Genomic DNA, 18,283 nt, shown 5'->3' on the forward strand with positions numbered 1-18,283 from the left:
GTTGGTTAAGCTGAGGGAAAGCCGTATTATTCTAACAAAATAATTAAGATTTATATGATCTCGGGGAACTTATGGATATTACAGAACTATTGGCCTTTTCGGCAAAAAATGGGGCATCGGATTTACACCTGTCGGCAGGCATGCCGCCACTGATTCGTGTGGATGGTGAAGTACGCCGCATCAATTTGCCCGCCTTGGAACATAAAGAAGTCCACAAGCTGGTCTATGACATCATGAACGACAAACAGCGCCGTGATTATGAAGATAACCTGGAAACCGACTTCTCGTTTGAAGTCCCGGGCGTGGCGCGTTTCCGTGTTAACGCATTTAACCAGAACCGCGGTGCAGGCGCGGTGTTTCGTACCATTCCCTCTAAAGTGCTGACCATTGAAGATTTGGGAATGGGTCAAATCTTTAGAGATATCTGTGACTATCCACGTGGTCTAGTGCTGGTCACGGGGCCGACGGGTTCGGGTAAATCCACCACCCTGGCGGCGATGATTGACTATATCAATGACAATCGCTATGACCACATCCTGACCGTGGAAGACCCAATCGAATTTGTACACCAATCTAAAAAATGTTTGGTTAACCAACGAGAAGTACACCGTGATACGCATGGCTTTAACGAAGCATTACGTTCGGCACTGCGTGAAGACCCTGACATTATTCTAGTGGGTGAGATGCGTGACTTAGAAACCATTCGTTTGGCACTGACTGCTGCTGAAACGGGTCACTTGGTATTTGGTACGCTACACACCACCTCTGCAGCAAAAACCATTGACCGTGTGATTGACGTATTCCCTGCCGAAGAAAAAGACATGGTACGTGCCATGTTGTCTGAATCTTTACAAGCCGTCATTTCACAATCCCTGCTCAAGAAAAATGGTGGTGGTCGTGTAGCTGCGTATGAAATCATGATTGGTATTCCTGCAGTGCGTAACCTGATTCGTGAAAACAAAGTAGCTCAAATGTACTCGGCAATTCAGACTGGTGCCAACTACGGTATGACCACCCTTGACCAGAGTTTGAAAAACTTGGTATCGCGCGGTGTGATTAGCCCACAAACGGCTCGTACGGTTGCAAAACAGCCAGAATCGTTCCTCTAATCGTGTGCAGGAAGCCAGGACAGCGCTATGGACTTTAATGATTTATTGAATTTAATGATTCAGCAAAAAGCATCGGACCTGTTTATTACGGCCGATGTTGAGCCTTCCATGAAAATTAACGGCCAGATTGTGCCAGTGGCCAAATCCAAACTGACCGGGGAAATTGTTGGCCAGCTGCTCAACTCGATTATGACCGACAAGCAGCGCAAGGAATTTGCCGATACCCGTGAATGTAACTTTGCCATCACCAACCGTGATAAAAGCGCACGTTTCCGTGTCAGCGCTTTTCAGCAGCGTGATGAACCGGGCATGGTGCTGCGTCGGATTGAAACCAAAATTCCGACTATGGAAGAACTGAAACTGCCACCGATTTTAAAAGATCTGGCCATGACCAAACGTGGCATCATCATCTTTGTCGGGGCAACCGGTACCGGTAAATCGACCTCTTTGGCGTCAATTATTGGTTATCGTAACCAGAATTCCAAAGGTCATATCATCACCATTGAAGACCCGATTGAATTTGTGCACGAACACGCCGGCTGTATTATTACCCAGCGTGAAGTAGGCATTGATACCGATTCGTTTGAAGTGGCACTGAAAAACACCTTGCGTCAGGCCCCAGATGTGATCCTGATTGGTGAGATCCGTTCACGTGAAACCATGGATTATGCAATTGCCTTTGCCGAAACCGGTCACCTGGTATTTGCCACCCTGCACGCCAACAACGCCAACCAAGCCATTGACCGGATTATCCACTTCTTTGAGGCTGACCGTCATGGCCAGCTGTTTATGGATTTATCACTGAACCTGAAAGCCATTGTGGCACAGCAGCTGATTCCTACTATTGATGGCAACTCACGTCGTGCCGCGATTGAACTGCTGATTAACTCGCCACTGGTGTCCGATTTAATCCGTAAAGGCGATGTGCACGAAATTAAAGACCTGATGAAGCGTTCACGTGAGTTGGGTATGCAAACCTTTGACCAGGCCCTGTATGACCTGTATAAAGCCAAGCAGATCAGCTACAAAGATGCCCTGAAACATGCCGACTCGCCAAACGATTTGCGTCTGCAAATCAAGCTGTCGGAAGAAGGCGGCGAGCGTTTAATGCATGCCACTTCAAATATTACCTTCGATGGACAATAATTTTAGGCAAAAAAAACAGGCTGATCTTCAGCCTGTTTTTTTATAGGTTGATTTATTGATGGGCAGTTTTGCGCTTATTTTTTACGGAACGCTTCGCGGCATTCAGGCGCATCGCAGTAGCCATATAAATTCAGTGAGTGACCGGTCAGTTCAAAACCAAACTTTTTCGCCACTTCATGCTGTTCGTGTTCAATCACGTCGTTGGTAAATTCCACCACTTTATTACAGTTCTGGCATACCAGGTGGTCGTGGTGATCTTCCTGCATAATTTCAAAAACCGAATGATTATTTTCAAAATTATGACGCTCGATAATCCCCGCGGCTTCAAACTGTGTTAACACGCGATACACAGTTGCTAAACCCACATCTTCACCCTGTTCGAGTAAAGTCTTGTAAATATCTTCCGCGCTTAAGTGATGTTGTCTTGAATTTTCTAATAATTCCAATATTTTAATTCGTGGAAGTGTAACTTTAAGGCCAGCTTTGCGTAGATCTTGATTTGAAATAGGCATGAAAAAAGGTCTCTCAACAAAATTAAAGTTGGAATATGCAACAAAGTTAAGATGCAGTATGATCTATGCTTGGATCGAATGCATCAATAATTAATTGGGATAGTGTAGCAAAATGCAAAAAGTCATGTTGACGTTATTCGTCACTTCATTGCTCATGGGTTGTTCGACCTTGGGCGTTTATAAAGTAGATATTCCTCAAGGCACCCCCTTAACCCAAGCACAAGCTGCAAAAATTCAGGTCGGCATGAGCCACCAACAGGTCCGCTTTTTGCTGGGTAGCCCAACCATTTCAGATCCAATGAATCCTTTACGTTGGGACTATATTTACCATTATATCCCAGGAACCTATGCTAAAAAAGCCAAGATTCCCGCTGCACAAGGTCAACACTTAAAAATCTACTTCGATCAAACCGGTATTGTGCAGAAAATTGAAGGTTTAGAAACCATTCCTGAACAGCAACCAGGCTTACCGGGTTCAAAAGAAGCAATTTTAACCGCGCCCCCACTATAGCCCCTTTCAGATAAAAAGAAACCCCTCAGTGAGGGGTTTTTCTTATGAACTCAATTGCTTAAAGCGATTGCCTTTGGCATAGCGGCCCACCGGGTTTTTCGCTGCTCGTTTGCGGCGGATATCTTTCGGATTAATGGTCAGCGGCCGGTAAATCTCGACCCGGTCACCCGGTTGCAGTGGCTGCTGCGCATCGGTTAAACGGCTACCAAAAACTCCCAGTTGCAGCGGTTCAGGCAAACTGACCTGTTCGCTAATCCCGCTCTGCTGAATCGCATCCAGCGCAGTCATGCCATTTTGATACGGCACTGCCAGATGAAACTGCTGTTCGGCTGAGGCAAAAGCCACCCAGACATACTGCGCAGTCATCAGAACATTTGTCCAATCACGGCCAGCAGCGCAGCAATAATTGCCAGTGGCAAGACAATACGGATGGCAATACGCCACAGGTTATAAAAGGCTTCACTGCTGAAGTTCATGGATTTACGCAAATGACTGATTTTCATGATCCAACCGGCGAAAATCGCATAAATCAGACAAATCACCAGGCCCCAGATCATCAGCAGCGGATTTAACACACTGGCCAGACCTGGAATGGCCCAGATCAACGTGGCTGCCAGCAGAATGATCCATTGAATTGCCACTGCAATCTGACGCTGTGCCAACTGTTCACGTGCCAGTTGCAGGATGAGCGCAGCAGCCATCACCACAGCAAAAGCCAGCGCAAAAGCGGGTAGCTGAGCAGTCGCGGCAAAGAAAGCAAAGGCAATCACGGCCAGTAATTGCGCCAGCCAGATCGGGAACACGGTTTTGGTCGCCACCTGTTGCTGCTGTACCGCTGGCAAACTGGTTTGCCAGTACAGCCCCAGACCTAGGCCACTGGCCACCAACGCCAAGACCGTAGCATTGCCCCACTCGCCAAACTCAAGCGCGGTCATTTGCCATTCAGCAACCGGAGCACCCATCACTTGCGCCAGAATAAAGGCAGCAATCACACCGACCGCAGTCAGGCCAAGCAGCAGCAGACGCGAAATAAAAGACAATGCCATGGCAACCAGTGCCAAGCCAATAAAAATCCACAACGGTAGAATCGTTGGCAGTGCCAGCTGGGTCAGCATTTGGCTGACATTAAACAGCATCGCGCCTGCTAAAAATGGAATAAACACCGCGGCCAGCCAGCCCACCAGACGCCACTGTGCAGAGGCATCGGCATCACGGGTCAAACTGGATAGGGCCTGCAAGGCTGTAGTTTTTGAACGCTTGGCCAGCGCAATTTCCATATAGGTCAATGGCAAGGCCAGCACCAGCATGGTACCTAACCACAGCAGCCAGAAGTCCAGTTGACGTTCCAGCTGAATGCCAGTGACCGGTGCCAGTGTGGCAATCAGAATAAATGATAAACAAAATGCCATCAGCGGCGATAACCATCGTGACATAGCATTGTCCTGCATGATGCTTTCCTAATAAAAATCTATCGCTATTTTGCCCTTGTCACCCGGGAAAATCAAAAACTAAAAAAGAAAAAGCAAACCATTGCCATCAATGGTTTGCTGCGCTAGTTTTTAGTCCAATATTGTTGTTCTCTGGTTTTATTAATTGTGCAGTAATTTATTCTGTTTATGAGAAGAAACGGGCAAACCAGTTTTTACCTTTTTTCTTTTCTTTTTCCTGAATAATACCCATCATATTTTCTTTTACAGCGCCAACATAATCTGCATCATCATGCTGAATATGGTTAATTAACCATTTTGACAACACTTCGTGCAGTTCTCCTTCAATGGAATGCCCCATTTCAAAGCGTTCACGATACGACTCGATTTTTTTAATAAATAAGTCATGTACGCGTTTATGTGGTACGCGGTATTTATAACCGGCTTCTTCTTGTAAAGATTCTTCAAAGGTAAAATGAGACTGGGTATAGTCAATAATATTATCGAGAATCTGTTTAATACGGGCACGATCGGTATTTTCACCAATCTCGACAATTTCGTTAATATAATCAAGAATACGTTTATGTTGGTCATCAATCACATCGATGCCAGTATTATATTCTGGAATCCACTTCATTTTCATACGACCACCCCTGAATCAAATGATTTATAAGCTTTGAGCATAGTAGCCATATTTAATTTAAAATAAAAATGAAGTGATTTACTTGGGATTCCTGTTTCTGCCAACAAATTCACACAAACCCTTGTTTTATAATGTTTATATTATTTTAACCTGAGTAAAAGAGTCAGTTATTATTTAACCGTTTTATTATTTTCTGCCGTATTTTTAGACTTAAATAAAATACGGCACTATTTAAAATAAAATATACAACAGTAGATTAATATTGATCGGCGCGGGTAATCCGTTTTAATTCCGGATTCAGACGTTCTTTTTCCAAACGTTCAATATAAGTCAGCTGTTTTCTGATCGGCTGTCCCTGCTGGAATAAAATCATTTCGCCGGGGCTAAAAGCCTGCCAGGTTTCATTTTGAGTCAACGGTTCAGTGGTAATCACCGCCACCCGATCTTCCGGTGTGGTAACCTGGCTAAAATCGACCTCGACATCAATATCAATTAATTGTGCCGGTTTAAACGGGTATTCACGCACCAGCCAGTGCAGTTTGGTGGTGGCATAGCTAAACAGCGCCTGACCATTAGACAGACAGAAGTTAAAGGTGCCATGCTCGGCAATTTTCGGGGAAATTTCGGTCAGCAGTTCAAAGAGCTGCTCTAAAGACGGTTCCACAAAACCGAATTTCAGCACCATCTGATCGAGCAAATAACAGAATGCCCGCTCGCTGTCGGTATTACCCACCGGGGTAAAATGACCGCTTAAGGCTGGATCAAAATGGTGTAAATCGCCATTATGGGCAAAAATCCAGTGGCGTCCCCACAGCTCCCGAATAAAGGGATGGGAATTTTCCAGGGTAATTTTGCCTTGCGTGGCTTTGCGAATATGCGCAATCACATTGCGTGATTTAATTGGATAGTTGCGTACCAGCTCGGCAATCGGTGATTCCACTGCCGACTGGTTATCGACAAATAAGCGGCAGGCCTTGTCTTCAAAAAAGGCGATGCCAAAACCATCACTATGGTCGGAAGTAATGCCAGCGCGTTGTGAAAAACCACGAAATGAAAAGGTAATATCAGTAGGTGTTGCACAATTCATTCCGAGTAACTGGCACATACAAGATTTCAACATCTGATTAAAACTGCATTTATTGTGCATGACTCTGTCAGGCCATGCAAATCACAATCGCTGCAAAGTTTTATTTATTCCACAATGTGGCGGGTATTTTTCTTGAGTACCATCTTTTTTAGCACCTGGTTCATTTCGACAAAGACAAAATAATCCAGACAGTTAAACTCCTGATCATAATAGGCTTCGGTGGACAGCTTGCCCTGCATTTTCAGGTAAATATCAAACAGCTTGGGAATCCGGCCCTGTTTCAGCGAAGTCATTTCAGAGGCCTGCGGAATATACGCCTGTTTCGAGGCAATGCTACAGCGCTGCTGTTCGCTTAACTGCTGGATATACTGATGGGTATGATAGGCACGCGCTTCATTGCCTTCTAAACGCACACTAACACAGCCAATCAAATAGCGGGCTTTCATGCTCCACAGTACTTTCGGCACCAGATTCAGCCATAAAATGGATAGAGCTTTACCGGCCCGATGCCGTGGATGCACGCAGGTACGGCCAATTTCCACAATATTGTTGAGATGCTTTAATTGCTCTTCAATGGCAAATTCGCTGGCACTATAACTTTGCGCCAGTTCATACCCCTGAAACAGTTTTAATCGGGTATAGGCCACAATTTCCCCACTGGCCTTATCCCTTAATACGGCATGTTCGCAGCCAAAATCGTAAACATCCTGATCCAGTCCATGCTCAAACTGCAAACCGAACTGGTTGGCAAACTGCTCGGCACGAAATTGCTGTACTTCTTTTAACTGTTTTAAATTTTCAACCCATTCAAAGCTGTATTCTGTTTTTGTTGTGGTTTTAAAATCATATTTGGTATGATTTTTTTTGCTTAAAGGAAAACTCAAATTTTGTCGATATTGATTGAGTTTGGCTAACATCGATCAGCACTCCTAATGTTCTGCCTATACACTAGGCGATGCAGATGACAATTCAATGACCAAAAATCAGCCATAAAAAAAGGCCTCCTTAGAGACCTTGAGTTGTTTTAACTCTTAGTGTTTGGCGGCACGGTTGGTAATTAAAGTGCCCACTCCATGGTCAGTAAAGACTTCCAGCAAAGAGGCATGTGGCACACGGCCATCGACAATATGCGCACTGACCACGCCATTTTTGACAGCATCCAGCGCACAGCCTACTTTCGGAATCATACCGCCATAAATTACGCCAGTTTCAATTAACTGATCGACTTCCTGAGTGGTTAAACCGGTCAGCAGGTTCTTGTTGGCATCCAGTACACCCGTAATGTTGGTCAACAGAATCAGTTTTTCTGCGCCCAAAGCTTCAGCGACCTTACCAGCGACCAGATCGGCATTAATATTATAGGTATTCCCCTCTTCATCGACGCCCAACGGTGCAATCACCGGAATAAAATCGCTTTGGGTAAACATTTCCAGTACGTCGGTTTTCACGCCGACCACTTCACCGACCAAGCCTAAATCAATTTTCTGTACTGAGCCATCTTCTGCAGTTTTTTCCATCAGCAGTTTTTTGGCCCGAATCAGGTTGCCATCTTTACCGGTCAAACCAATGGCACGACCGCCATGCTGGTTAATTAAATTGACGATAGATTTATTCACGCTACCGCCAAGCACCATTTCTACCACTTCCATGGTCGCCGGATCAGTCACGCGCATGCCATCAATACGGTCAGATTCGCGGCCCAGCTGTTTCAGGAAGGAATCGACTTGCGGACCACCGCCATGCACCACAATCGGGTTTAAACCGACCGTTTTAAGCAGCACAATGTCACGTGCAAATGAACTTTCCAGCTCAGGATCGGTCATGGCATTGCCACCATATTTCACGACCAGCGTTTTACCCATAAAACGTTGAATATACGGCAAAGCTTCTGTCAGAATCTGTGCTTTGTCGATGCCAGTCTGTTGCTGTGGCATGCGCCTCTCCTTATTGAGCATCTAAAATGTCTTGAGCAATCTGCGGATAACGGTTGCTCAGCATGGAAACAAAGGTATGACGAATATCCGCTAATCGTGCCGGATTATCGGCATCAAAACGTACTGTAAAATATTCGCCCGTATTCGATGCTCGAATAATGCCAAAACCATCTTCAAAATCAAGTCGAACGCCATCAATTTTACTTAATTGTGCGGCCAATGGCTGACTTAAGGTTTCAAGCTCATGTAAAACATGCGCTGAAGCAATGTTGTGGGTGCTGATATAAGTATCTTCAGTACAGCAGCGTTCAGGATATTTGGCCAGCAGTTCAGACAGGCTTCGCTCCGGGCGCTGGCTTAAATATTCCATTACCCGCAGCGCAGCATACAGGCCATCATCATAACCAAAGCCACGCCCGTCATTAAAGACATAGTGCCCGGCATATTCACCGCCAAACACCGCGTTTCCCTTTGATTGCGCCAGATACTGACGCAGGAAGGTGCTGCCGGTACGAATCATCACCGGATGACCACCCAGCGCGCGTACCGTATTACGCACCATGGTCGAACACTTCACATCAAACACCACTTCATGCTGTGGATGTTGCTGTAAACACATTTCGGCAAACAATGCCAGCAAACGGTCTGCACCAATCACTTTGGCCTGTTCATCGACCAGAACCAGACGGTCGCCATCGCCATCCAGTGCAATGCCTAAATCTGCCTGATGCTGCTGTACCGCCTGTTTCAGCTTGCTTAAATGTTTTTCCTGAGAGGGATCTGGGGCATGATCGGGGAAATGCCCATTGGCCTCACAGCGGATTGTGATCAGCTCGCAGCCCAGTTTTTGCAAGACCAGCGCAGCGCAGCGACCCGCTGAACCATGCAGACCATCGAGTACCACCTTAAAACGGCGCTGTAATTGAATATCATCGAGTAGCGCCTGCTGATATTGCAGGCAAAATTCCGAATAAATCTGATGCGGCTGTTCAGCCACAGGCTGCTGGCGATGCGCCAGAAAATAGTTGCTGGCATGGGCCGCCACCTGCTGGATTTTGTCTGGCGTCGGTGGTTCTCCACCCAGAATCCATTTAATACCATTGTCAGATTTGGCATTGTGACTGGCCGTGACCATAATGCCATTGCCATCAAACTGGCGGGCGATGTAATACAGCATCGGACTGGAACAGCAGCCCATTAAGGTCGGGCTTAAGCCCTGCTGCTGGAGCACCTGCATGATCAGATCGGCATAGGCCGGACTGCTGAGACGGGCATCATAACCAATCACCACACGTGTGCTGCCCGTGTTTTTAATTTGTACGGCCAAACCCAACGCCACCGCTTGCACCAGTTCAGGCGTCAGCAAAGTCACCTTGCCACGAATGTCGTAAGCACGGAAAACCTGAAAAGGGAAACTGGACTGTTGAATATCCATGGCAGAACTACTTTATATATGAATAGGGAGAATGATTGTTTTAGGCTTTTTAATATAAGAACTGATTCTATGCGGCCGAAAACAGAATTCACGCTACAAAATGTAATTTTAAGTGTTTGTTGCGTTACTTTCTAGCGTGTTGTGATAAAGCCTAATGTTTAGGCTTTATCATTCAAGCAGATTTTAAGCTTTACCGGTATGGCCAAAACCGCCAGCACCACGTTCGGTGGCTTCAAATTCATCGACCAGATCAAACTGGGCTTGTACCACCGGCACCAGCACATATTGCGCCAGACGCTCACCTGGTTCCAGGCTAAATGCAGTCTGACCACGGTTCCATACCGACACCATCAGCTCACCCTGATAGTCAGAATCAATCAGGCCAACCAGGTTGCCGAGCACAATACCGTGTTTATGGCCCAGACCCGAACGCGGCAGAATTAAACCGGCAAAATGCGGATCTTCAATATAAATCGCCAGACCGGTTTTCACCAATACGGTTTGACCCGGCTCAATGACAGTGGTCTCATGCACGCAGGCACGCAAATCCAGACCTGCCGAACCAGAGGTGGCATAGGTTGGCATTGGCCATTCTTGGCCCAAACGTGCATCAAGCACTTTTACCTGAACTTTCATCAGTAATTCCTGTTTATATCAATGAATGGTTTAGCGTTTAATTAACGCACGTAAATTTTCCAGATAATGCTGGGCCTGCAGTTTCGGATCGATATCGCCAGCCAGCTTTTTCTTGCGACCCAGCCATTCCAGCTCATCTTGTGGCATTTCATCTAGGAAGCGGCTTGGGGTCATCTGTTTCATCTGCCCGCCAGCCTTACGCTGCTCGGCCAGGGTAATGGTGAGGCCTTGACGCGCACGGGTAATGCCCACGTACATCAAACGGCGTTCTTCTTCGACCGTTTCAGCCACAATCGAGTTTTTATGCGGCAGAATTTCCTCTTCCAGTCCAATTAAATAGACATACGGAAATTCCAGACCTTTGGAGGCATGCAAGGTTAATAAGTTGACCTTGTCAGTGTCTTCTTCCTCCTGTTGCTGCTCCAGCATATCCAGCAGCACCATTTTACGGATCACGCTTTCAATATTTTTTTCGTCCACATCTTCAGCGCGGTTAATCAGGCTTTGAATACTGCTGTACAGCACTTCAATATTGTCCAGCTTGGTTTTTTCCTGCGCAGGCGTGGCGGCGCTTTCTTTGACGTAGTCGATATAACCAGCTTCGTTCATCATCTGGCGGATGATTGGCACCGGTTCATCATCTTCCAGCAATTCACGGGTAAAGTTCTGGATAAAGTCGGCAAACTCGGCCAGCTGAGTCGTGGCTTTTTTCGGAATGGCCATGGTCAAACGCTGATCACCTGCTGCTGCCAGCAAGGACAGATGGTTTTCCTGTGCAAATAAGCCCAGTTTTTCCAAGGTCACCGGGCCGATGGCACGTTTTGGCGTGTTGATAATGCGCAGGAAAGCACTGTCATCTTCCGGGTTAATAATCAGCCGTAAATAGCTCATCACATCTTTAATTTCTGCCCGGGCGAAGAAAGACTGACCTCCTGACAGCTTGTACGGAATCTGCATCTGGCGCAGCTGGGTTTCCAGAATACGCGCCTGGAAGTTACCGCGATACAAAATCGCATAATCTTTCCAGTTTTTACCGTTCATCAGTTTATGCGTGATCAGGTCTTTGACCACGCGCTCTGCTTCATCATCATCATTGCGGCAGGTAATCACCCGGATGACTTCACCATGGCCTTTGTCCGACCAGAGTTTTTTGTCAAAAATATGCGGGTTATTGCCAATTACCGTATTGGCCGCTTTTAGAATCCGGCTGGTGGAGCGGTAGTTCTGCTCCAGCTTGATCACTTTTAAATTTGGGAAATCTTCTTTTAAGAGCGCCATATTTTCCGGTTTGGCGCCGCGCCAGGCGTAAATGGACTGGTCATCATCCCCTACGGCGGTGAACTGTCCCATTACCCCGACCAGAAGTTTGACCAGAATATACTGCGCGGTGTTGGTGTCCTGATACTCATCGACAAGCAAATAACGCACCCGGTTTTGCCATTTATCGCGGACTTCAGCATTTTCCTGCAATAACCGGGTTGGCATCACAATCAGGTCATCAAAATCGACTGCGTTATAGGCACGTAAATTACGCTCATACAGCTGATATAAATGCGCCATCTGGATATCTTCTGGCGTTTCACAGGTTGTATGTGCCTGCTCCGGTGGAATCAGGTCATTTTTCCAGTCCGAAATCATTTTCATGGCCCGCGCAATCAGCTCTTTGCTTTCTGCACCCGATAAATTGTCGCGATGCATCAGATCCATCAGAATGCGTTTGCAGTCGTCGGCGTCCAGAATCGAAAAGTTAGCTTTGAGCGGGGTATGTTTCAGCTCTAAACGCAGTAAATTTAAACCGAACGTATGGAAGGTCGAGACCGAAAGACCTTTGGCTTCTTCACGCGACAGCAACTTACCAACCCGCTCTTTCATTTCACGCGCAGCCTTGTTGGTAAAGGTCATGGCGGTAATCCGGTGCGCCGGAATACGGCATTGCTGCACCAGATAGGCAATTTTCCGGGTAATTACCGAGGTTTTACCTGAACCTGCACCTGCAAGCACTAACAAGGGTCCTTGAGTATATTTCATGGCTTCAAGTTGCTTGTCATTGAGTTGACTTGCCAGTGACATAGTGTTTCCTCTATTTCGGTTCGAGCTCGATTATAGTCATCTCCACCACAGTTGCCTAATCTAAAATGCTGCTTTTCTGGTCATAAAAAAAACCACCCGAAGGTGGTTTTTTGAATTCTGGACCGAATTACTGGATCGCGTAAATGCTGATCTCAACACGACGGTTTTGTTCACGGCCTTCTGCAGTTGCGTTAGACGCGATCGGGTTCGATGAACCGTGACCTTGGGCATTAATACGTGCAGTTGATACACCACGAGATGCCAGGTAGCTCGCTACAGATTGCGCACGCGCCTGAGATAACGGGATGTTGATAGAGTCATTACCAGTGCTGTCAGTATAACCTGTCACCAAGATACCGCTCTTGTTATCTTCAGTCAGAACTTGCGCCACTTTATCTAGAGTTGCATAGAAGTTTGGCTTGATGTTTGACTTGTTGGTATCAAAAGTAATGTTACCTGGCATGATCAGGCCAACAGAACCATCTGGGTTACGGTTAACATCTACACCGGTACCAGCCATTTGTTGACGTAATTTTTTCTCTTTATTGTCCAGGTAGATACCTGCAGCACCACCGAGTACCGCACCAATTGCTGCTGCACGGTTGTTTTGTGCGCTGGTATTGGCATTCCCTTTAGAAACACCATAACCTGCTGCCGCACCAATAATGGTTCCTAATGCGGTTTTGTCATATTCTACGCCGCCCAGGTTATTACCAGTGGTTTGACAACCTGTTAATACCATTGCCCCGACTACTGCTGAAATTGCTAGTGCACGCATCGCATGCCTCCTTACTTGTGTTTTTCGTATATGGGAAAGTTTGGATGAAATAAAGTGCTTAGACCATTGATTTTTTGTTAATAAATAAACTTTTATTTACAATTTGCAATAATCTCATGTTGTTCTACGCATAAGTTCACCATAATTTCTACACAGTTTCACTTCAACACTTTTTTATTTTAAAAACAACAATTATATTGGGCAGAACTTCGTATAAGTTGTTTTTATATTCAGGACTGTTTATGTCATCTAAAACCAATAAGCAACCGCTCTTAAAAAAAATCACAAAAGGGCTTACGGTCAGCTCAGTGATTACCGGCAGCACTTTTTTACATGGACCGCCGGTACTGGCTTTGGGCCTGACCAAATTGTTCAAGAAATCGGCCAAGGTCGACCAGACCAATATCCAGATTACCAACAGCTGGCTGAGTGTCAACAACTGGCTGATTGACCATGTATTACCCAATACCCACTGGGACATCAGTATTGAAGATGGTCTGGAACTGAGCATGCAGGGCCGTTATTTAATGACCTGTAATCACCAGAGCTGGGTCGATACCACCGTCAACCAGTATTTCGGTTTAACCCGTATGCCACTGACCCGTTTCTTTACCAAATGGGAGCTGATCTTTATTCCTTTTGTCGGACAGGCCTTTAAAATTCTGGGCTTCCCGATGATGAAGCGGCATACCAAAGAACAGATTGCCAAAAATCCGGCGCTAAAAGACCGCGATATGCTGGAAGCGCGTAAATCTTGCGAACAGCTGCTCAGCCAGCCGTTTACCCTGCTCAACTATCTGGAAGGCACGCGCTTTACCCAGGAAAAGCATGATCAGCAACAATCACCGTATCAGCATCTGCTGAAACCCAAAGCTGGCGGTCTGGCGCTGGCGCTGAATATTCTGGGCAATGAAATTGATGCGCTGGTAGATATGACCATTGTGTATCCGGACGGCGCACCGGGTTATGGTGAATTCTGGCTGGGTGAAGTGCCACGTATTGCGGTCAATCTGCGAAAAATTGACATTCCAGACTGGGTCTTGGGTGGTGACTATGAAGAAGATGCCGCATATCGGGAACGTTTTCAGGACTGGGTGCATCAACTCTGGATAGAGAAAGATCAGCTCATTCATGAGATGAAACAGAAATTTGCTGAGCAGTAAGCGAGTACCAAAAGCATTATGAAGAAACGCGAAGAGCCGGTGATCAAATCTTCCTTTCACTTTGTCAGAAAGGACTCATGGAGCTGGAAAGTGGTGCTGGTATACGACATCTTTATGATGGCGTTAATCCTCATCAACCTGTTCTGCCTGAGTGCCAATGCCATTTTGATGAGTGATTTTGGTGACTGGCTCTTCAACTTTATTCAGCTGCCAGAGGTATTGCAGTTTTATCGCACGGAACTGCGTCCCTGGGTCATTATTACCGAAGGCTGGTTTACCACCTTCCTGATTATTGAATTGCTGGTACGTTGGGGCCTGGCGATTATTTTCCGGCATCATGCCCGCTGGTGGTTCTTCCCTTTCGTGCACTGGTATGAAGTGCTGTCGATTCTGCCACAGCTGCGTTTTCTGCGTTTATTACGCGCCGTGGCGATTGGCTACAACCTGTATAGTCATGGCTACAAGGTCATCCCGGACAGCATCTTCCGACGTGCCAACTTTTATTACAACCTGGTGATGGAAGAACTGTCGAGCCGGATTGTGCTGACCATTGTCAATAACCTGCAACGTGAACTGAGCAGCAGCACTGGTCATCGCCAGTTTATTGATGATCTGGTCGAGCAGCACCGCAAACTGCTGGCCGCAGCACTGGCCGACATCTTGCAGCAATCTTTGGGTAAAGAATTGCAGAGCCAGCGTCAGAGCATTGCCGAAAATGTCGGTCAGGTGGTGAGTCAGGCCATTGAAGATACCCCGGAGCTGACCCAGTTACTGCGCCTGCTGCCAATTGTCGGCGGACGTATGGAACGGCAGATTCAAAGCATTGGCCAACGTTTGGGCGAAAATATTACCCAAGGGCTGATTCAGCCTTTTGCCCATCATGACACCCTGCCAGATAATGTGGCCTATGCGCATATTGCGGATAAAGTCAGCCAGATCGAGATTGAACATAATCCGCATATTGATGCGTTGGTAGAATCTGCGGTATTTGAAACCCTGGAAGCCATTCGCAAACAGGTCAAAGTGAAAAAGTGGCAACAGATCCTGAATGAGCAGGAAACTGACAAAGAATAGCCAGCAATAAAAATATTTAAACCTTCGGCTAGAGTATTCGGCCGAATTGTTCTAGGATTTGCTCTATTTACAACATTTACTTCGACAACAATGAACAGGTCAGAAGTCTTAAGGAATCATTATGGCTGACATACGGATAAAAGGCAGAATGGTCAATGCGATTCGCATTAGCTTAGATACAGATGATCATGATGCGATCCGCCAGCAATTGAGCCCAATGTTACAAAAAGGGTTTCCACCCCAAATTCCGGCGGTGATTGAAAGTTCGGTAGATCAGGAATTAATTGCCCTGATTCAACTGCTGATTGATCTGAATGTACAGCCACTGGCCGTGGTAGAAGGCATTCTGTCGGAACAGGCGCGTGCCATCCAGTTCCCGGTAATTCCGCAAGATCGTCAGTTACAACAGATCAAAGCCACCCAGGAACAGGTCATTGAAACTCCGGCAGAACCTGAAGCGCCTGCCGCAGAAGCCGCGGTGGTAGAAGCTGCAGCGGCACGAATTTCGCATGTGACCTCTTATCACGATGAAATTCTGCGTACCGGTCAATGTCTGGTCCAGAACCAGGGCGATATTATCTTGAAAGCTGGTATTAACAGCGGTTCGGAAGTGATTGCTTCAGGAAATATACATATTTATGGTAGCGTTCGTGGTAGAGTCATTGCCGGCGCAGGTGGGAACAGTTCAGCACGAATTTTCTGTCATTCCCTAGAAGCAGAATTGGTATCTATTGCAGGCACTTACTGTGTGGCGGACGATATTCCCCCGCACGTAACGAAAAAACCGGTACATATTTACCTAAATGACAACCAAGAGCTTGTATTTGAAGCTCTGGAATTTTAATGTATAAATAAACACCAAAAAACCCCATACACAAAAGGGGGATTTAAACCATAACAGGAGTGGATTCGGTGGCGAAAATTGTTGTCGTAACATCAGGCAAAGGTGGCGTAGGTAAAACTACAACGAGTGCATCTTTTGCAACAGGTTTAGCCCTACGTGGCCACAAAACTGTTGTTATCGATTTTGACGTGGGTTTGCGTAACCTGGACTTGATCATGGGTTGTGAACGTCGCGTTGTTTATGATTTTGTGAATGTTTTAAATAATGAAGCGCGTTTACAACAAGCATTAATTCGCGATAAAGATATTGAAAACCTTTATATTTTACCTGCTTCTCAAACTCGTGATAAAGATGCCCTGACCGATGAAGGTGTGGCACGTGTCATGGATGAGCTTGCTCAAGAGTTTGATTACATTATCTGTGACTCACCAGCAGGGATTGAGCGTGGCGCCATTTTAGCCATGTACCATGCCGATGAAGCGATTATTGTGACCAACCCTGAAATTTCTTCAGTACGTGACTCGGATCGTATTATTGGCATGCTCGACAGCAAAACCAAAAAAGTAGAACAAAACGAAGGACGTATCCGTAAGCATTTATGTATCACACGTTTCAATCCGGAACGTGCCGATAAACAGGAAATGCTCACCATTGACGATATTTCAAAAGATATTTTACGTGTACCGACTTTAGGTGTAATTCCAGAATGTAAAAGCGTTCTGCAAGCATCTAACGAAGGTAAGCCAGTCATTCTGTATAGCGAAACTGAAGCGGGTCAGGCGTATGATGATCTGGTGGCACGTTTCTTGGGTGAAGAGCGTCCATACCGTCACATTACTGCTAAACCTAAAGGCTGGTTAGCACGATTATTTGGAGCGTAATTATGGCAGGATTCTGGAGTAAATTATTTAGCAGCGAAGAAAAAGCATCAAGTGCTCAAACCGCCAAGGATCGTTTAAAAGTCATTGTTGCTTCTGAAAATGGTTTAGGCCGCCGCCTGAGCCAGGACAAAATTGACCAGATGAAAAAAGAAATCATGCAGGTCGTGAACCGCTATGTTCGCGGTGTCGATGAACAGCACATTCAAATGTCGGTACGTTCTGAAGCCAACATTGAAATGCTTGAAATGAATATCAATTTGCCTGAAGAGCGATAATCTGATTTTTGATTAGTCAAGCAAATTGAATCAAGGCAGAATATGAGGCGGAAATAGCAAACTTAAAGCATTGCTTTAAGGATTTGCCCAGCCGCAAGACGAGAAGCTGTGCTTCAAGATAAAGTGCACAAAGACACTTTGCCTCTTGCGAACTCATATTTTGCCTTTTTTTCATTTCGAAAAACTATTCCAGGAGATTGCGATGGCATTGTCTCAACCAGCAACATTCAATGAAGAATGGTCAGATGAGCGTGTATTTGCCTACCTGAATCAGCTTCCTCCTCATGGTGTGAATGCTGATTTCCATGTGCTTTACCATGCATTTAAACATATGCGCCCAACAGACTATGAGCGCTTACTGACCCAGTTTGTTGCCGATGGCCGTGATGTAAATGCCACCAATCCTGAAGGACAGCGCATTCATGACGTGATTGCAGAATTCCCGCGCCAAAGCGCAGAATTCTTGGCAGTACTGGCAAAATTTGCTTAAGTCGCACTGCCGATAAAAAGCCCACCTATTGGTGTAATGCCAGTCAGTTAAGAGATTGACTGGCTTTTTCTTGGGTATTTTTGAGGTTTTCCTTTTACAACCCTTGGATAACTCCTCACTCTTCTCTCAGGTATAACATATCGATTAGATTTCTCCATTAAACTTTCCAGATGTTTGGGTAGATTACCTGCAGAAGCCAAAGAGTCGAATCTGAGTAAATTAAGAAGGGCAATAGATGCAATATGAAAACTGATCCTCAACGGGCTTA

At 46.0% G+C, this 18,283-nt stretch carries 20 protein-coding genes and 1 pseudogene; 9 read left to right on the plus strand and 12 right to left on the minus strand.

Features of this window, described 5'->3' with window-relative positions; all coding sequences use genetic code 11:
• Positions 1-71: 71 nt before the first annotated feature.
• Both FTT68_RS05780 and FTT68_RS05785 read left to right on the plus strand, forming a co-directional pair.
• Complete coding sequence (locus tag FTT68_RS05780) at positions 72-1,109, plus strand: type IV pilus twitching motility protein PilT (RefSeq protein ID WP_180175237.1); 1,038 nt, start codon at positions 72-74, stop codon at positions 1,107-1,109.
• A 27-nt stretch (positions 1,110-1,136) separates the two neighbouring features.
• On the plus strand, positions 1,137-2,255 hold the full coding sequence (locus FTT68_RS05785; RefSeq protein ID WP_005179770.1) for a PilT/PilU family type 4a pilus ATPase: 1,119 nt from the start codon (positions 1,137-1,139) through the stop codon (positions 2,253-2,255).
• Positions 2,256-2,329: 74 nt separating this feature from the next.
• Here the strand turns inward: FTT68_RS05785 and fur are convergent, their stop codons facing one another.
• Entirely contained in the window at positions 2,330-2,767 is a 438-nt protein-coding gene (fur, locus tag FTT68_RS05790) for a ferric iron uptake transcriptional regulator (protein WP_005179771.1), read from the minus strand.
• 112 nt (positions 2,768-2,879) lie between these two features.
• On the opposite strand from fur, the gene FTT68_RS05795 reads away from it, so the two are divergent.
• Entirely contained in the window at positions 2,880-3,278 is a 399-nt protein-coding gene (locus tag FTT68_RS05795; protein ID WP_005179773.1) for an outer membrane protein assembly factor BamE, read from the plus strand.
• A 42-nt stretch (positions 3,279-3,320) separates the two neighbouring features.
• On the opposite strand, the gene FTT68_RS05800 is transcribed toward FTT68_RS05795, so the two are convergent.
• From FTT68_RS05800 to FTT68_RS05845, 10 genes are all read right to left on the minus strand, one after another.
• Positions 3,321-3,644: an RnfH family protein gene (locus FTT68_RS05800; RefSeq protein WP_180056366.1), complete on the minus strand. Its 324-nt coding sequence runs from the start codon at positions 3,642-3,644 to the stop codon at positions 3,321-3,323.
• Positions 3,644-4,726 (minus strand): hypothetical protein, encoded by a 1,083-nt coding sequence (locus FTT68_RS05805; RefSeq protein WP_163145485.1) that lies wholly within the window; start codon positions 4,724-4,726, stop codon positions 3,644-3,646. The genes FTT68_RS05800 and FTT68_RS05805 overlap by 1 nt, the downstream gene beginning before the upstream one ends.
• A 166-nt stretch (positions 4,727-4,892) precedes the next feature.
• Positions 4,893-5,348, minus strand: coding sequence for a bacteriohemerythrin (locus FTT68_RS05810; protein WP_005179777.1), 456 nt, complete (start codon positions 5,346-5,348; stop codon positions 4,893-4,895).
• A gap of 256 nt (positions 5,349-5,604) precedes the next feature.
• Positions 5,605-6,453 carry a class II glutamine amidotransferase gene (locus FTT68_RS05815; protein ID WP_075168090.1) on the minus strand — a complete coding sequence of 283 codons (849 nt, stop codon included), beginning with the start codon at positions 6,451-6,453 and terminating at the stop codon, positions 5,605-5,607.
• Positions 6,454-6,539: 86 nt separating this feature from the next.
• Positions 6,540-7,352, minus strand: coding sequence for a GNAT family N-acetyltransferase (locus FTT68_RS05820; RefSeq protein ID WP_160241045.1), 813 nt, complete (start codon positions 7,350-7,352; stop codon positions 6,540-6,542).
• Positions 7,353-7,466: 114 nt separating this feature from the next.
• A complete protein-coding gene (gene argB / locus FTT68_RS05825) occupies positions 7,467-8,369 on the minus strand; it encodes an acetylglutamate kinase (protein ID WP_005179783.1) in 903 nt (300 codons plus the stop codon).
• 10 nt (positions 8,370-8,379) lie between these two features.
• On the minus strand, positions 8,380-9,804 hold the full coding sequence (locus FTT68_RS05830; RefSeq protein ID WP_127801487.1) for a phosphomannomutase/phosphoglucomutase: 1,425 nt from the start codon (positions 9,802-9,804) through the stop codon (positions 8,380-8,382).
• 183 nt (positions 9,805-9,987) lie between these two features.
• The gene (gene dut / locus FTT68_RS05835) at positions 9,988-10,440 is read right to left on the minus strand and encodes a dUTP diphosphatase (protein WP_104473366.1); all 453 of its coding nucleotides are present in this window, start codon (positions 10,438-10,440) and stop codon (positions 9,988-9,990) included.
• Positions 10,441-10,470: 30 nt separating this feature from the next.
• Positions 10,471-12,510: a UvrD-helicase domain-containing protein gene (locus FTT68_RS05840; RefSeq protein WP_005179787.1), complete on the minus strand. Its 2,040-nt coding sequence runs from the start codon at positions 12,508-12,510 to the stop codon at positions 10,471-10,473.
• 127 nt (positions 12,511-12,637) lie between these two features.
• The gene (locus tag FTT68_RS05845) at positions 12,638-13,288 is read right to left on the minus strand and encodes an OmpA family protein (protein WP_005179792.1); all 651 of its coding nucleotides are present in this window, start codon (positions 13,286-13,288) and stop codon (positions 12,638-12,640) included.
• A gap of 242 nt (positions 13,289-13,530) precedes the next feature.
• Here FTT68_RS05845 and FTT68_RS05850 point away from each other — a divergent pair, with 242 nt between their 5' ends.
• The 6 genes from FTT68_RS05850 to FTT68_RS05875 all read left to right on the plus strand — a co-directional run bounded on the left by FTT68_RS05850 (position 13,531) and on the right by FTT68_RS05875 (position 18,015).
• Positions 13,531-14,451 (plus strand): acyltransferase, encoded by a 921-nt coding sequence (locus FTT68_RS05850; RefSeq protein ID WP_180175238.1) that lies wholly within the window; start codon positions 13,531-13,533, stop codon positions 14,449-14,451.
• 18 nt (positions 14,452-14,469) lie between these two features.
• Positions 14,470-15,525 (plus strand): hypothetical protein, encoded by a 1,056-nt coding sequence (locus FTT68_RS05855; RefSeq protein ID WP_035363269.1) that lies wholly within the window; start codon positions 14,470-14,472, stop codon positions 15,523-15,525.
• 121 nt (positions 15,526-15,646) lie between these two features.
• Entirely contained in the window at positions 15,647-16,369 is a 723-nt protein-coding gene (gene minC / locus FTT68_RS05860) for a septum site-determining protein MinC (RefSeq protein WP_005179806.1), read from the plus strand.
• A 68-nt stretch (positions 16,370-16,437) separates the two neighbouring features.
• A complete protein-coding gene (gene minD / locus FTT68_RS05865; protein ID WP_005179808.1) occupies positions 16,438-17,250 on the plus strand; it encodes a septum site-determining protein MinD in 813 nt (270 codons plus the stop codon).
• A 2-nt stretch (positions 17,251-17,252) separates the two neighbouring features.
• On the plus strand, positions 17,253-17,525 hold the full coding sequence (gene minE / locus FTT68_RS05870) for a cell division topological specificity factor MinE (RefSeq protein WP_005179812.1): 273 nt from the start codon (positions 17,253-17,255) through the stop codon (positions 17,523-17,525).
• Between the two features lie 202 nt (positions 17,526-17,727).
• A complete protein-coding gene (locus FTT68_RS05875; protein ID WP_005179823.1) occupies positions 17,728-18,015 on the plus strand; it encodes a PA4642 family protein in 288 nt (95 codons plus the stop codon).
• Between the two features lie 47 nt (positions 18,016-18,062).
• Here FTT68_RS05875 and FTT68_RS13965 read toward each other — a convergent pair.
• Positions 18,063-18,283: pseudogene (locus tag FTT68_RS13965) on the minus strand (DDE transposase); the annotation flags it as partial.

The sequence above is a fragment of the Acinetobacter sp. Q85-2 genome (genome assembly GCF_013420555.1).
In the GTDB taxonomy this organism is placed as follows: domain Bacteria; phylum Pseudomonadota; class Gammaproteobacteria; order Pseudomonadales; family Moraxellaceae; genus Acinetobacter; species Acinetobacter indicus.

Bases quoted from the DNA above. Each gene is read 5' to 3' on its own strand.
- dut (WP_104473366.1), bottom strand. From the start codon at position 10,440: ATGAAAGTTCAGGTAAAAGTGCTTGATGCACGTTTGGGCCAAGAATGG.
- FTT68_RS05820 (WP_160241045.1), bottom strand. From the start codon at position 7,352: ATGTTAGCCAAACTCAATCAATATCGACAAAATTTGAGTTTTCCTTTA.
- FTT68_RS05845 (WP_005179792.1), bottom strand. From the start codon at position 13,288: ATGCGTGCACTAGCAATTTCAGCAGTAGTCGGGGCAATGGTATTAACA.
- FTT68_RS05830 (WP_127801487.1), bottom strand. From the start codon at position 9,804: ATGGATATTCAACAGTCCAGTTTCCCTTTTCAGGTTTTCCGTGCTTAC.
- FTT68_RS05875 (WP_005179823.1), top strand. From the start codon at position 17,728: ATGGCATTGTCTCAACCAGCAACATTCAATGAAGAATGGTCAGATGAG.
- FTT68_RS05795 (WP_005179773.1), top strand. From the start codon at position 2,880: ATGCAAAAAGTCATGTTGACGTTATTCGTCACTTCATTGCTCATGGGT.
- FTT68_RS05850 (WP_180175238.1), top strand. From the start codon at position 13,531: ATGTCATCTAAAACCAATAAGCAACCGCTCTTAAAAAAAATCACAAAA.
- FTT68_RS05855 (WP_035363269.1), top strand. From the start codon at position 14,470: ATGAAGAAACGCGAAGAGCCGGTGATCAAATCTTCCTTTCACTTTGTC.
- FTT68_RS05815 (WP_075168090.1), bottom strand. From the start codon at position 6,453: ATGTGCCAGTTACTCGGAATGAATTGTGCAACACCTACTGATATTACC.
- FTT68_RS05780 (WP_180175237.1), top strand. From the start codon at position 72: ATGGATATTACAGAACTATTGGCCTTTTCGGCAAAAAATGGGGCATCG.
- FTT68_RS05800 (WP_180056366.1), bottom strand. From the start codon at position 3,644: ATGACTGCGCAGTATGTCTGGGTGGCTTTTGCCTCAGCCGAACAGCAG.
- minC (WP_005179806.1), top strand. From the start codon at position 15,647: ATGGCTGACATACGGATAAAAGGCAGAATGGTCAATGCGATTCGCATT.
- minE (WP_005179812.1), top strand. From the start codon at position 17,253: ATGGCAGGATTCTGGAGTAAATTATTTAGCAGCGAAGAAAAAGCATCA.
- FTT68_RS05810 (WP_005179777.1), bottom strand. From the start codon at position 5,348: ATGAAAATGAAGTGGATTCCAGAATATAATACTGGCATCGATGTGATT.
- argB (WP_005179783.1), bottom strand. From the start codon at position 8,369: ATGCCACAGCAACAGACTGGCATCGACAAAGCACAGATTCTGACAGAA.
- fur (WP_005179771.1), bottom strand. From the start codon at position 2,767: ATGCCTATTTCAAATCAAGATCTACGCAAAGCTGGCCTTAAAGTTACA.
- FTT68_RS05840 (WP_005179787.1), bottom strand. From the start codon at position 12,510: ATGTCACTGGCAAGTCAACTCAATGACAAGCAACTTGAAGCCATGAAA.
- FTT68_RS05785 (WP_005179770.1), top strand. From the start codon at position 1,137: ATGGACTTTAATGATTTATTGAATTTAATGATTCAGCAAAAAGCATCG.
- FTT68_RS05805 (WP_163145485.1), bottom strand. From the start codon at position 4,726: ATGCAGGACAATGCTATGTCACGATGGTTATCGCCGCTGATGGCATTT.